We start from the raw sequence: 19,113 nt of genomic DNA on the forward strand, positions 1-19,113 counted from the left end.
TTTTTGGTGCCCTTTGAACGAATTACATTCGACGCAAAGCGCGGGGTGCAAGGGTAAGCAGACCTCCAAGCGTCATGATTGCGCCCACCCAGAGTGGGGCGTGCAGGCTATAACCGGACTGTAGCGCCAGACCACCCGCCCAAGGCCCAAGGCCCAGCCCGATATTGATAACGGATGCATGCATCGCATTGACCAGTGCACCCGGATGCGCAATCCGCATTACACGCGCTATGAAAGCCGGGTTGAGCGCAATGCCGGTCAGACCAATCATGACGATTGCAAGAACCGTTGCAAATTTGAATTCCGCAAAGAGCGCGAAAATCACCATTGCTGCGAGCATGACGAGAATGCCAGTAAAAATAGCCGCAATCGTATGACGGTCGGCAAAGCGACCAACGATGTAGTTGCCGATGATGTTTGCAGCGCCGTAAATGGCCAACAGGAACGGCAGCTGCGCTTCAGGAAAGCCCGCCAATTTCGCTGTGATCGGCGACAGATAACTATAGACCGAGAACGATGCGCCAATCACCAATGCGCTTGTGGCATAGGCTGCCCAGAGCCTTGGCTTACGCATTTCATTAAGTTCGGAGCGCAGATTTACCTCGTCTTGGTTCGGTTTCGCCTCAATTTTGAGCGCAATAACAAGGGCGCAGAAGAGGATGACAACAACAATCGTCCAGAAGCTTGCCCGCCAACCAAAACTGTTGGTGATCACGGTTGCCAGAGGTACGCCCAGAACCGTGCAGAGCATCAGTCCCGCAAAGACCAGCGAGGAAGCGCGGCCACGCAGTTCAGGCGCAACCAATTGTGCGGTGATTGCGAGCATCAGACCGAAACTTGTTGCCGCAGCCATGCCGGTCAGAACACGTGCGATAAGCATCACGTGGAAATTGCTGGTCGAGGCAGCAATGCTTTGTGCGGCCGCATAGAAAATAAGCAGGAAGAGCAGGCCACGCTTGTTCTCAATCTTCAGGGCCAGAAACAGCACAGTTACCAGCGGCCCACCAATCATCATTCCCAGCGCGTAAAGCGAGATGAGGTTGCCAATATCAGAAATGGAACGCCCGAAAGCTTGCTGAAGTGCGGGCATCATTCCTGAAATCATCAGCTCGGAAGTGGTCAATGCAAAGACGCCCAGCGTCAAACAATAGACCACCAGTGGAATCGCCCGCGCCTCACTTGGCGACGCAACAACTTCTTCCGCCACGAGGGCAGAATCACACACTTCGTTCATGGGACGAATCCTATTTATATAGTCAATACTACATAATTCATATCGCCTTGCTCCGGAGCGTCAAGCAAATTATATAGGGATGACTACAGAAAGGTAGAAAAATGGTTCCGCGCGGGCGTCCACGCAGCTTTGATCGCGATGCTGCGCTGGAAAAAGTCATGAAAGTCTTCTGGGCGAAGGGCTATGAATGCGCTCAGATCAACGATTTCACGTTGGCAATCGGCATCACGCCGCCGAGCTTCTACGCCGCGTTTGGCAACAAGGAGCAGGCGTTTCGCGAAGCGGTCGACTATTATCAGCGCACCATCGGTGCTGCTCCATTTGACGCTCTCGAAAAATCCACAACCATTCAGGACGGCCTGCGCAAATGGCTGGAACTCACCGCCGATAGTGCCTTTGCCTGCCCTGCAGGCGGCTGTATGATCAGCGTCAGCTCCATCCAGTGCAGACCGGAAAATGTGCCTGTTAAGGAGTTCCTTCAGGTCATCCGCCACTCCAATCATGAACGGCTTTCAGAGCGGCTGAAACGCGGCATTTTAGCAGGCGATCTGCCTGCCGAAACCGATATCGTGCAGATGACCGAATTCTATCATATGATCCAGCAGAGCATTTCGTTCGAAGCCCGCGACGGCAATTCGCGTGGCGCCGTTCAAAAGATTATCGATATGGCAATGCTCGCGATGCCTTTGCGTCAGGCCGTTCCTGCATGACCGGCATCATATCCGCGGTTCTTGTGCATGTGAGCGATGTGGAGGCTGCAATTGACTGGTATCGCAAGGCCTTTCCGCAAGCCGTCCTCACACACCTTGAGGCATTCGATTTCAGTTATCTGAAAATCGGCAATGTCGATCTGGAGATTGTTCCTGCAGATGAAAAGGTAGCATCAGGAACTGCAGGCAGTGTTGTTTACTGGCATGTTGATGATTTCGACGCATCAGTCGCGCATTTCATGGCCATTGGTGGAACACTTTATCGCGGGCCGCTCGCTATTCAGGACAGTCTGCGCATGTGCCAGATCAAAGACCCATGGGGCAATTGCATCGGCCTGCGTGGTTAAAAAAGCCCGGCGTGCAGCGCATCCCGAAAAGTGTGAAACGGTTTTCGGACAAAGATGCACGTTAAAATAAGTAGCCAGAGTGTAGATCTGATTGAATCAGATCTACACTCTGGCGCCGGGCTTTTCATTTGCATTTAGCCGCGAAGAACGCCGCCGGTCTGCTTGGTGACACTTGCAATCACCTGCTTCGACAAGGTTTCGAGATCCTCATCGGTCAGCGTGCGATCCTGCGGCTGCAACAGCACTTCAACTGCAATGGACTTCTTGCCTTCACCGAGTGATGCGCCTGTGAAGATATCGAAGACCTGAACGCCTGCGATCAGCTTCTTATCGGCAGATGAAACCGCCTTCACAACGCTACCAGCTTCCACATTCGCATCCACCACAAACGCAAAATCACGCTTGAGGCTCTGGAACTGCGACAGGCTCAAAGCTGGCTTGGTGCGGGTTGCCTTAGCTTTCGGCTCAGGAATCGCATCAATGTAGACTTCAAATCCGCAAAGGCTGCCCGATACATCAAGCGCTTCCAGCGTGTCCGGGTGGAACTCACCGAAGTAACCCAGCACAACTTTTGGACCGAGTTTCAGCGTGCCCGAACGGCCCGGATGGAACCATTCAGGCCCACCGGCTTCTATCTGGATACGGTCAACTGGTGCGCCAGCTGCTTCAAGTGCTGCCAATGCATCAGCCTTGGTATCGAACACGCCAACGGTTGCCGCATTGCCTGACCAGAAACGACCCGAACCTTCAACGCCAGCCGTGCCACGACGGATGCCGCCAGCCACACGACGCTGCTGTTCAGGCTTGTCGCCTTCATAGATGCCCGATACTTCGAACAAAGCCGTATCGCCAAAACCGCGATCCGCGTTGCGCTGTGCAGCACTCAGCAGACCCGGCAGCAGCGAAGGCCGCATGTCCGACATATCTGCTGCAATCGGGTTGGCAAGTTTCAGTTCCGGCTTGCCGCCACCAAAGGCTTTGGCCTGCGCGTCGGAAATGAAGGAATAGGTCACAGCTTCCATCATGCCGCGCGAAGCAAGTGTGCGACGCGCAAGACGCGTGCGGATTTGAAGCGTCGTCAGGATACGGCCATTAACCGCACCATGATTTGGCAACGGCTGCGGCGCGATCTGGTTGATGCCATGAATACGCATGATTTCTTCAACGAGGTCGGCCTTGCCTTCGACGTCGCCACGCCAGCTTGGCACGCTCGCCTTGATGACCTTGCCATCGCCTTCAACGCCAAAACCAAGACGCTTCAGGATATCGAACGAGGCATCATAAGGCACTTCGATGCCGGTCAGGCGTTTGACTTCTGTAACCGGGAAATCGATGACGCGTGTCTGATAAGGTTTGTAACCAACCACGTCGAGAACTGTCGGCTGACCGCCGCAGAGTTCGAGCACGAGTCTGGTTGCAATTTCCGCACCCGGGATCATCATTTCCGGATCGACGCCACGCTCAAAACGATAGCGCGCATCCGTGACGATACCGAGTTCGCGACCCGTTCGGGCAATCATGCGCGGGTCCCAGAGAGCCGATTCGATCAGCACATCGACGGTGTTTTCGTCACAACCTGAATGCTCGCCACCCATGATACCGGCAATCGATTCGGGACCGTTTTCATCGGCGATCACATACATGCCCGGCTTGAACTTATACTCTCGCTGGTCGAGGCCGAGAATGGCTTCGCCGTCTTTGGCCGCACGAACTGTCAGATTGCCCTTGACCTTAGCCGCATCGAAGACGTGCAGCGGGCGACCAAGATCAAACGTCACGTAATTGGTGATATCCACCAGTGCATTGATCGGGCGCAGGCCGATAGCCTTCAGGCGCTGCTGCATCCATTTCGGGCTTGGGCCGTTTTTCACGCCCTTGACCAGACGCAATGCAAAACCGGTGCAGAATGGGTTCTCGGTGTCCTGATCGAGAACAACCTTAACCGGCGTCTCGCCCTCGCCCTTCGCAGGTTCGGCATCAAGCTTCTTGAGCGTACCAAGGCCAGCGGCTGCAAGATCGCGCGCGATGCCGCGAATACCTGTGCAATCGGCACGGTTTGGCGTGAGGCCAATTTCGATGATTGGATCATCAAGGCCCATATAGGCGGCAAAGCTTGTGCCGACCGGAACATCATCAGGCAGATCGATAATGCCATCATGCTCTTCAGAAAGTTCAAGCTCGCGCTCGGAGCACATCATGCCGAAGCTTTCGACACCGCGAATTTTGCCGACTGACAGCGTGACATCAAGACCCGGCACGTAGTCGCCCGGACGACCCAGAACACCGACCAGACCGGTGCGGGCATTTGGTGCGCCGCAAACAACCTGAACCGGCTGGCCTTCGCCCGTATCAACCGAGAGAACGCGCAGCTTGTCGGCATCCGGATGCTGAACAGCCGTCAGAACTTTGGCGACCTTGAACGCCTTGAAAGCGGCGCGGTCATCGACCCCATCCACTTCCAGACCAATGTCGGTCAGCTTTTCGACGATTTGTTCCAGCGTCGCATCGGTTTCAAGGTGATCCTTGAGCCAGGAAAGTGTGAACTTCATTTGCTTATCCTTTCCTGTCTTTACGCGCTCAAACCGCCGAACAGCGTCGGAATGTCGAGGGGACGGAAACCGTAATGATTGATCCAGCGCACATCGGCATCGAAGAAGGCGCGCAGATCAGGCATGCCATATTTCAGCATGGCGATACGGTCGATACCCATGCCCCATGCGAAGCCCTGATAGACGTCCGGATCGTAGCCGGAAGCGCGCAGTACATTCGGATGTACCATGCCGCAGCCCAGAATTTCGAGCCAGTCATTGCCTTCACCGAACTTCACATGCGGGCCGGAACGGTCGCACTGAATATCGACTTCAACCGATGGTTCGGTGAAAGGGAAGAAGCTCGGACGCATACGCATTGTCACCGAAGGCACTTCGAAGAAAGATTTGCAGAACTCTTCCAGCACCCACTTCATATTAGCAACATTAGCCGACTTATCGACGACCAGACCTTCGACCTGATGAAACATCGGCGAATGGGTGGCGTCGGAATCCATGCGGTAGGTCTTGCCCGGAATGACGATGCGGATCGGCTCGTCACGACCTTCCTTGTCACGCAGCGCTGCGAACTTCTCCATCGTGTGGACCTGCACCGGAGAGGTATGCGTGCGCAGCAACTTGCGCTCACCCTTCTCGTCTGCATTGAAGAAGAACGTGTCGTGCATTTCGCGCGCCGGATGGCCTTCAGGGAAGTTCAGCGCCGTAAAATTGTAATAGTCGGTCTCGATATCTGGACCTTCGGCAATCGAGAAGCCCATATCCGCAAAAATTGCAGTGATTTCATCGATAACCTGCGAAATTGGGTGAATGCGGCCACGCGATGCAGCGCTTTCACGAACTGGCAACGTCACGTCGACCTTCTCGCGCTCAAGGCGAGCGGCAATCGCTTGGCGACGCAATTCGGTCTTACGCTCAGTCAGCGCTTCGGTGACGCGGTTCTTCAAACCATTGATCGCCGGGCCCTGTGCCTGACGCTCTTCAGGAGACATTGAACCCAGCGTTTTCAGCTTCTCAGAGATCGTGCCCTTTTTGCCCAATGCAGCAACGCGCACCGCTTCAATCGCCTGCTCATCAACAGCCTGGGCGATATCGCCAAGAATTGTTTGTTCGAGTTGTTCAAGATCGCTCATTGTCTAAATCCCTGTCGCGCCTAAGGCGCTCCACGCCTCTTGATTTAAGTCCCTGTCGTGCCTTCGGCACTCCACGCCTCGTGTTTAGCTTGCCGCTCCACGCCTCTTGATCGGTGATATTTGCGGAGGCCGCCAGATACGAAAGAAAAACCCGCGCCAGCCGAGCCAGCGCGGGTTCCCAAAATTATCAGTATGCTTCGGGAAAGGCGGCTGGCTTAGCGAACAGCGCCTTCAAAAGCATTTGGGGTCTCGGTGTTCTTGAGGTACTCGAGAGCCTTCTTTGCCGACGCAACCAGCGCACCGAACGCATCCGGTTCATGAATTGCGATGTCGGAAAGAACCTTACGGTCAACCTCGATACCTGCCTTAGCAAGACCGTCGATGAAACGACCGTAGGTCAGGCCCTGCTCACGAACAGCAGCGTTGATACGCTGAATCCAGAGAGCGCGGAACGTACGCTTACGGTTCTTGCGATCGCGGTAAGCATACTGCTTCGAACGATCAACAGCAGCCTTAGCGGTGCGGATTGTATTCTTACGACGGCCACGGAAACCGGAAGCCTGATCGAGAACTTTTTTGTGCTTGGCGTGGGAAGTTACGCCGCGTTTTACACGTGCCATGATATGATCTCCTTAAAGGACAGCGGCTTAGAGGCCGTTAGGCAGGAACTGTTTTACAATCTTCGCATCTGCTTCCGAGAGCACCATGGTGCCGCGTGCATCGCGAATGAACTTGTTCGAGCGCTTGATCATGCCATGGCGCTTGCCTGCAGCCGCAGCTACAACCTTGCCAGTGCCTGTAATTTTGAACCGCTTCTTAGCAGCCGATTTGGTCTTCATCTTGGGCATTTTGCTACTCCTTTGTTTAGTCCCCGTCGTGCTTGCAGCACTCCACGCCTCTTGTTTAAGCGACGTCCGTATCCGCAAAAGACCGGAACCCTTGTTTGACTCCCGGACCGACCAAGTCCAGAAAGCATACGAAACCGCCACGGCATGCCCTGCCGGGCGGTTCGAACGCGGCCTTATAGGCCTAAAGCCTGAAAAACGCAATGCCCGAACTGGACTGAATCAGCGTGAATCTGGACGAGTTGCCGCCAAATTATCAATAAAGGCGCAAAAGCACTGGCAATGTACCGACATCCTGAAGATATTCGATGAATTCAAAGAACGGATAGGCGACGAAAAACACAAGGCCGTCCGTAAAAGTGCGATAAATGCGGTCGGGCTTTACAATCAGTTCCTTGTCGTCCCGAAACAAGGACAGTTTTGGAAAGAATCGCGGAACACTTGCGCAATAAGCCTCATAGGGCTTTCCGAAATTCGCCTTGAGAAACTTCTCTTCGGTCCGGATGACGGTGGCAAATGCCAGATAGCACAGAACACCGAAGCCCAGCGCAATGATGATGCTTCCCGTTTGCGCGCCGATGCCAATGGCACCGATGGCACTGAAAACATAAAGTGGATTACGCGTGATGGAATAAGGGCCGCTTTGCACGATTTCCGCACTCTTGCGTCCGCCGATATAAAGCGTGCACCACATGCGACCAATAATGGCCGCAACGATGAGGCTGATGCCAAAGGCTTCAATATATTCATGCATATGGCCTGTCGATTGTGAGCGCACAAACAACAGCGCAACCACAAGAAGCCCAATAACAATGGCAATCGCAAGACGACGTCGTTGCTGATATTTGCCCAGTTCGCCAAGTGTTTTCATCTTGATCTCTGAAAAGTGGAATAATCCAGAAAAAGAAAAACCGCCCGAAGGCGGCTTTTCAAAGGCAGCAACTTACTGTTAGCGCGGAGCCAACACCATCATCATCTGGCGGCCTTCGAGCTTTGGCTCGGATTCCACCTTTGCGATTTCAACAGTGTCTTCCTTCACGCGCAACAGAAGCTTCATACCGAGCTCCTGGTGGGCCATTTCACGGCCACGGAAACGAAGCGTAACCTTGACCTTGTCGCCTTCTTCGAAGAAACGCTGTGCAGCCTTCATCTTCACTTCATAGTCATGAGTGTCGATGTTCGGTCGCATCTTGATTTCCTTGATTTCGACCGTTTTCTGCTTCTTGCGCGCTTCGGAGGCTTTTTTCTGATTCTGATACTTCAGCTTGCCAAGATCCACGATCTTGCAGACAGGTGGCTCGGCGTTCGGCACGATCTCAACGAGATCGAGACCGGCTTCCTCAGCCATTGCAATTGCTTCCTGCGTCGGGATGCTGCCGTGGTTGTGGCCTTCGGCATCGATGAGCTGGACCCGGGGAACCCGGATATCACGGTTGGAGCGCGGTCCGTCTTTCTGGACCGGCGTCGCTCTGAACGGTCGGCGAATGGTCGTTATCTCCTGATTATTAACGTCAACAGCGGTGTAATTTCGTAGCCCGCGACGGCATTCCCCCATCAAACCGCAGTTTAACGCGGAAATGTGGTCAAGCGAGCGGTAAAGTCAATAGCATCTTTGAAGAGGAAAATCACCCCCGGCTGAATAAACTCGCATTTCCAAGGGGGCGAGCGACATATCGGTCACATTTGTTAATATTTCAAGCAGGTGGTCCGAGTATTTCAAGAGGGTGGAAGGCGGACAGCTTTTACCGTAGTGACATAAATGGCAAATGAGAGTGACAACTCCTTACAGGCAATCAGGAGACGGAAATGAGCGGAACACAGCCGGATTTTATCGACGTGAACGGCGCCAATATTGCTGTCCGTTACAGATCGGGGCGCAATGCTCCCGGCGTCGTCTGGCTTGGTGGCTATCGTTCCGACATGCTCGGCACAAAGGCTGTCGTTCTCGATGAATGGGCCCAAAAGAGCGGACATTCGGCACTTCGACTCGATTATTCGGGCCATGGTGAGTCGGGTGGCAACTTCAACCAGGGAACGATTTCGCGCTGGCTCGACGAAAGCCTCGCAGTTTATGCGAAATATGCGCAAGGCCCGCAAATACTTGTCGGCTCGTCGATGGGCGGGTGGATAGCGCTGCGCATGGCGCAAGAGCTGAAAAAGGCTGGCAAGTCACCTGCTGGGATCGTTCTGATCGCGCCGGCACCGGATTTCACCGCCGAACTCGTCGAGCCGTCGCTGACCGAAGCACAAAAGCGTGATCTCATCGAACAAGGCTATTTCGAGGAACCTTCGGAATACTCGCCCAATCCATACATCTATACCCGCGCACTGATCGAAGATGGGCGCCAGAATCTGGTTCTGAAGGGAATCATCGAGACGGGCTGCCCGGTCCATATTCTGCAAGGCATGGTGGATGAGGCTGTTCCCTATCAACACGCCTTGAAGCTGGTCGAGTATCTGCCGGTCGATGATGTGACGCTGACGCTGGTTCGCGATGGCGATCACCGTCTGTCCCGCCCGCAGGACCTCGATCTGCTCGTCCGCACTGTATCGGGCTTAGTCGAACGCATATCTGGCCCCATATCCGGCGAGGAATAATCCATGCGCTTTTCGGTCTTTGCATCTTCAGCCGTCGCGGCAATCGTCGGCTTTGGCTCTACGCTGGCGCTCATCATTGCGGCAGCAAATGCACTTGGTGCAACGCAGGCGCAAACAGCGAGCTGGGTAACAGCTGTCTGTCTGGCAATTGCCGCCTCGTCCGCCTGGTTGAGTGTTCGTTACAAGATGCCGATTATCGGAGCCTGGTCAACGCCGGGCCTGGCACTGATTGGCGCGAGCGTAGGTTTCACCATGCCTGAAGCCGTTGGCGCTTTTATTGTGGCAGCCATTGCCCTGATCCTGACCGGGCTAATCCGGCAGCTCTCGACGCTGGTATCGCGTATTCCGACCTCTGTCGCATCGGGCATGCTGGCAGGCGTATTGCTGAGTTTCGTTATCGCAGCGGCAAAGACCGTCTCACTTGACCCGGCTTTCGTGCTGCCCTTGGTGGCTCTGTTTTTCGTGATCCGCCTGTTTAACCCGTCTCTCGCCGTTATCGCCGTGCTGGTAATCGGCATGACTTACGCGCTCTTGTCAGGTCGCGCACCACAACTGCCTGCGCCCGAAATTTCGACGCTGACACTGATCTGGCCCGAATTTCACATGGGCGCGATTATTGCCTTGGCGCTTCCACTCTATATCGTCACCATGGCATCGCAGAACCTGCCGGGCTTTGCAGTGTTGCGCGCTTCAGGCTATGAGCCTCCGACCAGCGCCTCCTTGCAGGTGACAGGTCTTTTCTCCCTGCTCTCAGCCCCTTTTGGCGCAGGCACCAGCAATCTTGCTGCCATTTCTGCAGCTCTGTGCACCGGCCCGGATGCCCATCCCGATCATGCGAAGCGCTGGCTGACCGGTCCCGTCTATGCAGCAATCTATGTCGTCTTCGCTCTGTTTGGCGCTTCGCTTGTCGCGATCTTCGCTGTGCTGCCCACAACACTCATTGCGCTGGTGGCGGGCCTTGCCCTGACAGGCCCGTTCATCAACGCCATGTCGCTCGCCCTCAAACATGAAGAAGAACGGCTTGCAGCGGTTATAACTTTTGCTGTGACAGCCTCAGGCATCGCTTTTTTCGGCGTCGGTTCAGCCTTCTGGGCGCTTTTGGCGGGACTTGGCGTGGCTGTCCTCGAACATTTACGCAAAAAAATTTCGAGATAATCACATTGGTTAGCTCCCGTTATGCGGGATTAGACCAAGGATATTCTTGAAATAACGCAATTGGTTCACCACCTCAAAATCAAGCCGAGAGATTAACAACCGGCTCAGAGTTGACGGAGATAACCATGACCAATTCCGCATTGATCCGCCCCGCATGGACGCCAGCGACAATCGCGCTGATGGTGCTGGGTTTCATTTTCTTCTGGCCGCTTGGTCTCGCCATGCTCGCTTATATCATCTGGGGCGACCGTCTCGGTGATTTCAAACGCAGTGTGAATGAAAAGACCGACTCGATGTTTGGCTCGTTCCGCAACTGCGGCAAGAGCGAAAGCTTCGGCTTTGGCGGCACAACCGGCAATGCAGCTTTTGACGACTGGCGTCGCGAAGAACTCGACCGCCTGGCAGAAGAACGCCGCAAGCTGGAAGAAGCGCGCGCTGATTTTGAAGCCTATGCGGCAGAACTGCGCCGTGCTCGCGACAAGGAAGAGTTCGACCGTTTCATGGCTGAACGCAAAGCCTCCGGAAAACGGACGCCAGCGACACGCAAAAAGAACGACAGCAACGAAGTCACAGACATTTGACCTTTGGAGCGCTCTGCGCCCCTTGGGACGCATAGCGGGCACCCTAAAGTGTTGAAACTACGCATCCGACCTTTCTAAAATCGTTGTCTATACACGACTACGACGCGGGCTTCGTCCGCGTCGTTTTGCTAAAAAATAGAAAATTTTCTGGCTTTTTCTGCGAATCACTTATTCTTAAGTGATGGGCTTTTCCTTATTTCGTTCATCGAAGGCTAAAAAGTCGGCGATAGTTAGAAACGAACGCATTCATGCGGTCGCGGGACGTGAATTGCCTTTGCGCGTGCTGGAAAACCCGCGCGCCAAACGTTTGACCCTGCGCATTGAGACTGGCGGCAAAGGTCTGCGTGTCACCATTCCACCCGGTCTGCCGGATCGTGAGATTCAGAGCTTTCTGATCCGCCATGAGGGCTGGATCGAAAGTCGCATTGCGAAACTGCCAGATCAGGCAGGCATCCGCGCAGGCGTCAAAATCCCCATTCGTGGCGTTCCGCATCTCATCACTCATCAGCCGGGACGCGGCACGGTGGATTTGCTGGAAGGCAATATTCTGCTCGTTCATGGCGACCCTACGCATCTTGCGCGGCGCGTCGCCGATTACCTCAAGCGTGAAGTCAAGCGCGACATCGAACAACTGGTTGCTCGTCACACAACAACCGTGGGCCGTAAAGCCAAAGCGATCCGGTTCAAGGATACCAAAAGCCGCTGGGGGTCATGTACCTCGGAAGGCGTGCTTTCGTTTTCATGGCGCATCGGCATGGCCCCGCCGCCCGTCATCAACTATCTCGTCGCTCATGAAGTGGCGCATCTGATCGAGATGAACCATGGGCCGAAATTCTGGAAACTCTGCCTTGATCTTTGCCCCGACACCGAGCGCTGCAAAGCATGGCTAAAGCGCAATGGCAGCGCATTACAGGCTATCGACTTTACATGACATCAGACATTCAAATTGCAGTATCGGCCGAAATACTGGCCGCAGCGCGTATGCTATGGGATTACCATTGCATCTATGATGAACTTCAGACCGCCGATGTCATTATCGGATTGGGTAGCTACGATACACGCGTCGCAAAACACGCCTCAGAGCTTTATATGCAAGGCCTTGCCACCTGGCTCATGTTTACAGGCCACAGCGGCAACTGGACCGAAGGCCTATATAAAAACTCCGAAGCGGAAGCATTTGCAGAAATTGCGATTGCCGAAGGTGTCCCGAGAGAAGCAATCATCATTGAGCCAAAGGCCACCAATATTGGCGAAAACATCTTGTTCTCGCGTGAGAAAATGGTGCCGGGTGCTATCAGCCCGATTTTCGTGACCAAGCCACAAACCCAGCGTCGGGTTCGCGCGACTGTTGATCGGCAATGGCCCGAAGCCAAGGCTTTCGTTACAGCCCCGCCGACATCCTTCGAAGATCAGCCGACACCGGGCCATAGTTTCGAAATGCTCATGCGTGAAATGACCGGCGATATCCGGCGTATTCTCGAATATCCGGCGCAGGGCTTCCAGATTGCACAAGCAGTTCCCCTTGAGGTCATGGAAGCGTATGATTATCTGATCGCGAAGGGCTATGAGGACGGTTCCAGTTTGGGTTGAATAAGGGGCGCCGTTCTATTTCTTTGTTTTTGCGCAGTTCCCGGATTAACTTGAGTCGTGCAGCAATATGTGCGACGGAAACGCCATGGTTTTTGATATAAAAATATGCGGTCTTAAAACGCCTGAAGCAGTCGAGGCTGCGCTCATTGGCGGGGCGACCCATATTGGCTTTATCTTCTTTCCAAAAAGCCCGCGCCATCTCACGCCTGCCGCTGCGGGCCGATTGCGCGAAGCAGCCCGAAACCGCGCCAAAGTTGTCGCGGTGACGGTCGACGCTGACGATGCCACGCTTGATGAAATCGTGCGTGAGCTTGAGCCTGACATGTTGCAACTGCACGGCCATGAAACGCCGCAACGTGTTGCGGACGTGAAAAAGCGTTACAGCCTGCCGGTCATCAAGGCATTTGCGGTGCGGGAAGCTCACGATCTTGATGCGATCGCACCTTACAAGGGCATTGCCGATCGCTTTCTTTTTGATGCCAAGCCACCGAAAGGCGCAGACCTTCCGGGCGGCAATGGTGTATCCTTTGACTGGGCATTGCTCGACGCGCTTGACGAAAGTGTCGATTACATGCTTTCCGGTGGACTGAACGCGGGCAACATTGCCGAGGCGCTGCAAAAGACACGCGCGCCGGGTATCGATGTATCGTCCGGAGTAGAGCGCACACCCGGCGAAAAGGATGTGCGTCTGATTGAAGAATTTTTCCAGGCCGTTGCGACTGCGGATGAAAGACCATCTGCGAAGCGCGCCTGAACATGACGGAGTGGCAAGCGTTGAATAAGCCGGTTGAACCCAATTCCTATAAGACAGGCCCGGATGAAGAAGGCATGTTCGGCATTTTTGGCGGACGCTTCGTCGCCGAAACGCTGATGCCGCTGATCCTTGAATTGCAGGAAGCCTATGAAACGGCAAAGACCGATCCTGAATTTCAGGCCGAGCTTTCCAATCTGTCGACTTATTATGCCGGTCGCCCTTCCAAGCTTTATTTTGCGGAAGGCCTGACCAAGCATCTGGGTGGCGCAAAGATTTACTTCAAGCGCGAGGACCTGAACCATACCGGCAGCCACAAGATCAACAATTGCCTCGGCCAGATCCTTCTTGCCAAGCGCATGGGCAAGACCCGCATCATCGCGGAAACTGGCGCTGGCCAGCACGGTGTTGCATCTGCAACGGTTGCTGCGCGCTTCGGCCTGCCTTGCGTTGTCTATATGGGCGCGACTGACGTTGAACGTCAGAAGCCAAACGTTTTCCGCATGAAGTTGCTGGGTGCTGAAGTAAAGCCGGTGACGGCTGGAAATGGCACGCTGAAAGACGCCATGAACGAAGCGCTTCGTGATTGGGTCACCAATGTTGACGACACATATTACCTGATCGGCACCGCAGCCGGTCCTGCTCCTTATCCAGAACTCGTTCGCGACTTCCAGTCGGTTATCGGCATTGAAGCGCGCAAGCAGATTCTTGAACAGGAAGGCCGTCTGCCGGATGTGATCGTGGCAGCTGTCGGCGGCGGCTCGAACGCAATCGGCCTGTTCCATCCGTTCCTTGACGATTCATCGGTCAGGATTGTCGGCGTTGAAGCGGGTGGTCGTGGTCTTGACGGCGTCGAGCATTGCGCATCGATGAGTGCCGGCAGCCCCGGCGTTCTGCATGGCAACCGTACCTATCTGCTGCAGAACGAAGATGGTCAGATTCTTGAAGGCCATTCGGTTTCCGCAGGTCTCGATTATCCGGGCGTCGGCCCTGAGCATTCATGGCTCAAAGACAGCGGCCGTGTTGAATATGTGCCAATCCTCGATGATGAAGCGCTCGAAGCTTTCCAGCTCTGCACTCGCGTTGAAGGCATTATTCCAGCACTGGAATCCGCACACGCCATCGCACAAGCTGTGAAAATGGCACCATCCATGGGGAAGGATCAGGTTATGATCGTCAACCTGTCAGGCCGTGGCGACAAGGATGTCCATACGGTCGGGCAGTTGCTCGGCATGGACATGTGAGGACTCCATGAGCTTAATCGTCGCCGACACCAACTCCTACAGACCGCGTGCCGCATGGTTCGACGGACTGACAGAGTGCGGCCCGGCGACGATCAAGCTTAACATTATTGAAGCCGACCCTTCCAATCCGCTTGCAGAAGCAGCAGTCGGCATCGCACGACGGCAGATTGCAGCCGTTGCAGACAAGCTTGAGCACACGCCACATCTTGGCGCGGGCTTTGCTATTCTGCATCAGGGCGAGGAAAGCCTTTGGCTGCTCCTGCACTGGTGGCTGGAAGGCGGCATCGCAACCCAGATTCTCTGGCAATCCGAACTCAACGAAGAAGTTGAATTCGAGCCTGCACAGCCATTACTGATGGCCTGTGTCTGGGAACTGGGTATCATCGACTTTGAACGGCGTGCATGGATGGAAACGGTTATGTCCGGGCAGTCCACCGCCGATTATCTTACGCGCATTTTGCCACGGGGCACGGTATGACCACACGCATCGACACCAAATTTGCATCGCTCAAGTCCGAAGGACGTCCGGCGCTGGTTACCTATTTCATGGGCGGCGATCCGGATTACGCAACATCGCTCAATGTGATGAAGGCGCTGCCCAAGGCTGGCTCCGATGTGATCGAACTTGGCATGCCCTTCTCCGATCCGATGGCAGATGGTCCGGCCATTCAGGCGGCTGGCCTGCGCTCGCTCGATGCCGGGCAGACATTGAAGAAAACGCTGCAACTGGCCGCTGACTTCCGCAAGGATGACAACACGACGCCAATCGTCCTGATGGGCTATTACAATCCGATCTATATTTATGGCGTTGAACGCTTCCTTGCTGATGCAAAAACATCCGGCATTGATGGCTTCATCATTGTCGATCTGCCGTCTGAAATGGACAAGGAACTCTGCATTCCGGCAACGCAAGCAGGCCTCAATTTCATCCGACTGACGACGCCAACCACTGACGACAAGCGCCTGCCAAAGGTGCTGCATAATTCGTCGGGCTTCGTCTATTACGTCTCGATGAACGGCATCACCGGTTCGGCGATTGCCGATACAACACGCGTAGCCGACGCCGTGCGCCACATCAAGAAGAGCACCCAACTGCCGATCTGCGTCGGCTTTGGTGTGAAGACGCCTGAACAGGCTGCAGCCATTGCTGAAGCTGCTGACGGCGTTGTTGTCGGCACTGCAATCGTCAATGCGGTTGCGGCAGAACTCGACGAAAATGGCAAGGTTAGCGGCGATCCTGTCGCTGCTGTTACCAAACTTGTCAGTGCATTGGCAGCAAGTGTTCGTGCAACACGCCTTGAAGCTGCCCAATAAATCGTCCATTTAAGCGCTAGTTAGTTTTGAAGAACAAGAAACGGAACCAAACGTCATGAATTGGATCACCAACTACGTTCGTCCAAAGATCAATTCGATGCTCGGACGTCGCGAGATGCCGGAAAATCTTTGGATCAAGGATCCATCGACCGGCGAAATGGTGTTTCACAAGGACCTTGAGAGCAATCAGTTTGTGATCCCCGGCTCAGGCCATCATATGCGCATCAAGGGCAAGGACCGTCTGCGTTTCTTCTTCGACAATGGCGAATACACTACTCTGGAAAGCCCAAAAGTTCCTGTCGACCCGCTGAAATTCCGCGACGAGAAGAAATATATCGATCGTCTCAAGGACTATCGTTCGCGTACCGGCATGGAAGACGCGATCATCAATGGTCTTGGAACGATTGAAGGCTTGCCGATTGTAGCAACCGTTCAGGATTTCGGCTTCATGGGTGGCTCGCTCGGCATGGGTGCCGGTGAAGCGATCATTCAGGGCTTCCAGAAAGCCATTGAACTAAAGCGTCCGCTGGTTCTGTTCGCAGCATCGGGTGGTGCGCGCATGCAGGAAGGCATTCTGTCGCTCATGCAGCTTCCACGCACGACCGTTGCTGTGGAAATGCTCAAGGAAGCAGGTCTGCCTTATATCGTTGTTCTCACCAACCCGACCACCGGTGGTGTCACCGCTTCATACGCTATGCTGGGCGATATCCACATTGCAGAACCCGGCGCATTGATTGGCTTTGCCGGTCCACGCGTGATCGAGCAGACCATTCGCGAAAAGCTCCCCGAGGGCTTCCAGAGCGCTGAATATCTGATGGAACATGGCATGGTCGATATGGTCATTTCGCGTCTTGAGCTGAAATCGACCATTGCAAGTCTGTTGAAAATCATGACCAGGCAGCCAGCCAATACCGACACACCTGTAACGGCTCCGACACCAAAGAAGCCGGAAGCTGACAGCAAGGCGGCTTAATCGTGACAGGAAAAGCGGATGCCGTTATTGAACGGCTGATGCAATTGCATCCAAAAGGCTTCGATCTTTCACTGGACCGCATTCGCGGTCTTCTGGAAAAGCTCGGCAATCCGCATCTGAACCTACCGCCGGTGATCCATATTGCCGGTACCAATGGTAAGGGATCGGCAACCGCCTTCTGCCGCGCGCTTCTGGAAGCGAGCGGCTTTGGCGTGCATGTCCACACCTCTCCGCATCTGGTCAACTGGCATGAGCGCTACCGTCTGGCCTCAAAGTCCGGCGGCAAATTCGTTTCCGACGACGTTCTGGCTGAAGCCATCGAGCGTGTAGAAGCAGCAAATGGCGGTCAATACATCACCGTTTTCGAGATCCTCACCGCCGTTGCTTTTGTCCTGTTTGCGGAGCATCCGGCCGATGTTGTGATCATGGAAGTAGGCCTTGGCGGTCGTTTTGATGCGACAAATGTCATACCAGAGCCCGCCGTATCGCTAATCATGCCGATTTCCATCGACCATCAGGCATTTCTCGGCGACCGGGTTGAGCTGATTGCTGCCGAAAAGGCAGGCATTATCAAGAAAGACTGCCCCGTGGTCATCGGGTTCCAGCCTTTCGATGCAGCACGCGAAGTTCTGATTTCAACGGCTGATCGTCTGGATTGTCCTTTGTCGATCTACGGGCAGGATTTCCTCGCATTCGAAGAACATGGTCGCATGGTCTTCCAGAACGAGGATGGATTGATCGACCTTCCATTGCCACGCCTGCCGGGTCGCCACCAGATTGCCAATGCGGCTGCAGCAATTGAAGCCGTGCAGATGGCCGGTTTCACCATTACCGACAAAGCCGCCGAGAAGGCGCTGATGGTGGTGGATTGGCCCGCACGCATGCAACGCCTCACCCATGGTGAATTGACCGATCTCGCACCGGCTGCATCGGAAATCTGGCTCGATGGTGGTCATAATCCGGGTGCAGGCGCGGTGATCGCGGAAGCCCTTGGCGATCTTGAGGAACGCTCCACGCGTCCTCTGTTCCTGATTACCGGCATGATCAACACGAAGGACCCTGTCGGTTATTTTGAAGCCTTCGCGGGTATGGCACGCCACGTCTTTACAGTGCCGATCCCTTCAAGTGATGCTGGAATCCCCAACAATGAACTGGCGATCAGCGCACAGAAGGCAGGGCTTTCGGCGGAACCTGTCCATTCGGTTGCCAATGCGCTAAAAATCCTGCGCGATAGCTGGCCACACGATGAAGCGCCGCCGCGTATTCTTATCGGCGGCTCGCTGTATCTCGCCGGTGAAGTCTTGCGCGACAATGGAACACCGCCTCAATAAGGCGGTGTTTTTTTATGCACTCCGGAATTAGCGTTTATTCTCGCGTTTCCAGCCCTCAAATTTGGTTGCCCACTCATCCTTCGTGCAAGGGTAGAGCCCGATAATTCCAGCGCCATTTTTGACTTCTTCGAGAACAAAGTCCTCAAAGACTTCCATTCCAACGCATTCATCAGCAATTTCTTCGCAAAGATGTGCCGGGATCACCATCACACCATCGGGATCACCCACAAGCACGTCGCCGGGAAACACTGCTGCATCTCCGCAGGAAATCGGTACGTTGATATCAACTGCTTCATGCAAGGTGAGGTTTGTCGGTGCCGATGCCTTGGCGCAATAAGCAGGCATTTCCAGTTCACCAATGCCCGTAACATCACGGAAGCCGCCGTCTGAAACAATACCCGCCGCACCGCGCAAGGCCAGCCGTGTTACCAGAATGGAACCGGCCGTCGCCGCGCGAGCCTCCTTGCGCGCATCCATAACCAGCACCCAGCCCGCTGGACAGGTTTCAATTGCGACGCGCTGTTTGTGATCGGGATTGCGGAAAACTGTGATGGGATTGCGGTCTTCGCGCGCAGGGATATAGCGCAACGTGAAAGCCTGACCCACCATGTTTTCCGGCTTGCGCGCCACCTGAAACGAACCCTGAATGAACTGATTACGCAAGCCGCGCTTGTAAAGTGCTGTGGCAACAGAGGCTGTAGAAACCTTTTTCAGTTTCGCACGGGTTTCTTCGGGGAGGATATAGTCTGACATCTTCGTGC

General features: G+C 54.7%; 21 protein-coding genes. 13 read left to right on the top strand and 8 right to left on the bottom strand.

Annotated elements, in window-relative coordinates; all coding sequences use genetic code 11:
* Positions 1-22: 22 nt before the first annotated feature.
* The gene (locus QBD00_RS05495) at positions 23-1,234 is read right to left on the bottom strand and encodes an MFS transporter (RefSeq protein ID WP_318578857.1); all 1,212 of its coding nucleotides are present in this window, start codon (positions 1,232-1,234) and stop codon (positions 23-25) included.
* A 101-nt stretch (positions 1,235-1,335) separates the two neighbouring features.
* Between QBD00_RS05495 and QBD00_RS05500 the strand changes: the two genes are divergently transcribed.
* The gene (locus QBD00_RS05500) at positions 1,336-1,944 is read left to right on the top strand and encodes a TetR/AcrR family transcriptional regulator (protein WP_318578858.1); all 609 of its coding nucleotides are present in this window, start codon (positions 1,336-1,338) and stop codon (positions 1,942-1,944) included.
* Positions 1,941-2,291 (top strand): VOC family protein, encoded by a 351-nt coding sequence (locus QBD00_RS05505; RefSeq protein ID WP_095447752.1) that lies wholly within the window; start codon positions 1,941-1,943, stop codon positions 2,289-2,291. The genes QBD00_RS05500 and QBD00_RS05505 overlap by 4 nt, the downstream gene beginning before the upstream one ends.
* A gap of 134 nt (positions 2,292-2,425) precedes the next feature.
* On the opposite strand, the gene pheT is transcribed toward QBD00_RS05505, so the two are convergent.
* The 6 genes from pheT to infC form a co-directional block, all read right to left on the bottom strand.
* Positions 2,426-4,840, bottom strand: coding sequence for a phenylalanine--tRNA ligase subunit beta (gene pheT / locus QBD00_RS05510; RefSeq protein ID WP_318578859.1), 2,415 nt, complete (start codon positions 4,838-4,840; stop codon positions 2,426-2,428).
* A gap of 20 nt (positions 4,841-4,860) precedes the next feature.
* Positions 4,861-5,970 (bottom strand): phenylalanine--tRNA ligase subunit alpha, encoded by a 1,110-nt coding sequence (gene pheS, locus QBD00_RS05515; protein WP_095447750.1) that lies wholly within the window; start codon positions 5,968-5,970, stop codon positions 4,861-4,863.
* 215 nt (positions 5,971-6,185) lie between these two features.
* Positions 6,186-6,590, bottom strand: a complete 405-nt coding sequence (rplT, locus tag QBD00_RS05520) for a 50S ribosomal protein L20 (protein WP_095447749.1) — start codon at positions 6,588-6,590, stop codon at positions 6,186-6,188.
* Between the two features lie 27 nt (positions 6,591-6,617).
* Positions 6,618-6,818, bottom strand: a complete 201-nt coding sequence (rpmI, locus tag QBD00_RS05525; RefSeq protein WP_024898386.1) for a 50S ribosomal protein L35 — start codon at positions 6,816-6,818, stop codon at positions 6,618-6,620.
* 253 nt (positions 6,819-7,071) lie between these two features.
* Positions 7,072-7,686, bottom strand: a complete 615-nt coding sequence (locus QBD00_RS05530; RefSeq protein WP_095447748.1) for a methyltransferase family protein — start codon at positions 7,684-7,686, stop codon at positions 7,072-7,074.
* A 78-nt stretch (positions 7,687-7,764) separates the two neighbouring features.
* Positions 7,765-8,301, bottom strand: a complete 537-nt coding sequence (infC, locus tag QBD00_RS05535; protein WP_095448014.1) for a translation initiation factor IF-3 — start codon at positions 8,299-8,301, stop codon at positions 7,765-7,767.
* Between the two features lie 320 nt (positions 8,302-8,621).
* Between infC and QBD00_RS05540 the strand changes: the two genes are divergently transcribed.
* From QBD00_RS05540 to QBD00_RS05590, 11 genes are all read left to right on the top strand, one after another.
* A complete protein-coding gene (locus QBD00_RS05540) occupies positions 8,622-9,413 on the top strand; it encodes an alpha/beta hydrolase (protein WP_318578860.1) in 792 nt (263 codons plus the stop codon).
* A 3-nt stretch (positions 9,414-9,416) separates the two neighbouring features.
* A complete protein-coding gene (locus QBD00_RS05545) occupies positions 9,417-10,568 on the top strand; it encodes a benzoate/H(+) symporter BenE family transporter (protein WP_095447746.1) in 1,152 nt (383 codons plus the stop codon).
* A 125-nt stretch (positions 10,569-10,693) separates the two neighbouring features.
* Entirely contained in the window at positions 10,694-11,149 is a 456-nt protein-coding gene (locus tag QBD00_RS05550; RefSeq protein ID WP_095447745.1) for a DUF2852 domain-containing protein, read from the top strand.
* Between the two features lie 181 nt (positions 11,150-11,330).
* Positions 11,331-12,080, top strand: a complete 750-nt coding sequence (locus tag QBD00_RS05555) for a M48 family metallopeptidase (protein ID WP_095447744.1) — start codon at positions 11,331-11,333, stop codon at positions 12,078-12,080.
* Positions 12,077-12,739 carry a YdcF family protein gene (locus QBD00_RS05560; RefSeq protein WP_318578861.1) on the top strand — a complete coding sequence of 221 codons (663 nt, stop codon included), beginning with the start codon at positions 12,077-12,079 and terminating at the stop codon, positions 12,737-12,739. The genes QBD00_RS05555 and QBD00_RS05560 overlap by 4 nt, the downstream gene beginning before the upstream one ends.
* Before the next feature lie 85 nt (positions 12,740-12,824).
* Positions 12,825-13,493: a phosphoribosylanthranilate isomerase gene (locus tag QBD00_RS05565; RefSeq protein ID WP_318578862.1), complete on the top strand. Its 669-nt coding sequence runs from the start codon at positions 12,825-12,827 to the stop codon at positions 13,491-13,493.
* A gap of 20 nt (positions 13,494-13,513) precedes the next feature.
* The gene (gene trpB / locus QBD00_RS05570; RefSeq protein ID WP_095448013.1) at positions 13,514-14,734 is read left to right on the top strand and encodes a tryptophan synthase subunit beta; all 1,221 of its coding nucleotides are present in this window, start codon (positions 13,514-13,516) and stop codon (positions 14,732-14,734) included.
* Positions 14,735-14,741: 7 nt separating this feature from the next.
* Positions 14,742-15,212: a hypothetical protein gene (locus tag QBD00_RS05575; RefSeq protein WP_095447741.1), complete on the top strand. Its 471-nt coding sequence runs from the start codon at positions 14,742-14,744 to the stop codon at positions 15,210-15,212.
* A complete protein-coding gene (trpA, locus tag QBD00_RS05580; protein WP_264230445.1) occupies positions 15,209-16,048 on the top strand; it encodes a tryptophan synthase subunit alpha in 840 nt (279 codons plus the stop codon). The genes QBD00_RS05575 and trpA overlap by 4 nt, the downstream gene beginning before the upstream one ends.
* Before the next feature lie 55 nt (positions 16,049-16,103).
* Positions 16,104-17,021: an acetyl-CoA carboxylase, carboxyltransferase subunit beta gene (gene accD, locus QBD00_RS05585; RefSeq protein ID WP_095447739.1), complete on the top strand. Its 918-nt coding sequence runs from the start codon at positions 16,104-16,106 to the stop codon at positions 17,019-17,021.
* A 38-nt stretch (positions 17,022-17,059) separates the two neighbouring features.
* The gene (locus QBD00_RS05590) at positions 17,060-18,352 is read left to right on the top strand and encodes a bifunctional folylpolyglutamate synthase/dihydrofolate synthase (RefSeq protein ID WP_191793339.1); all 1,293 of its coding nucleotides are present in this window, start codon (positions 17,060-17,062) and stop codon (positions 18,350-18,352) included.
* A 27-nt stretch (positions 18,353-18,379) separates the two neighbouring features.
* Here QBD00_RS05590 and QBD00_RS05595 read toward each other — a convergent pair whose 3' ends face one another.
* The gene (locus QBD00_RS05595) at positions 18,380-19,105 is read right to left on the bottom strand and encodes a ribonuclease activity regulator RraA (RefSeq protein ID WP_318578863.1); all 726 of its coding nucleotides are present in this window, start codon (positions 19,103-19,105) and stop codon (positions 18,380-18,382) included.
* Positions 19,106-19,113 lie beyond the last annotated feature (8 nt).

Source organism: Ochrobactrum sp. AN78 (genome assembly GCF_029909885.1).
In the GTDB taxonomy this organism is placed as follows: Bacteria; Pseudomonadota; Alphaproteobacteria; order Rhizobiales; family Rhizobiaceae; genus Brucella; species Brucella quorumnocens.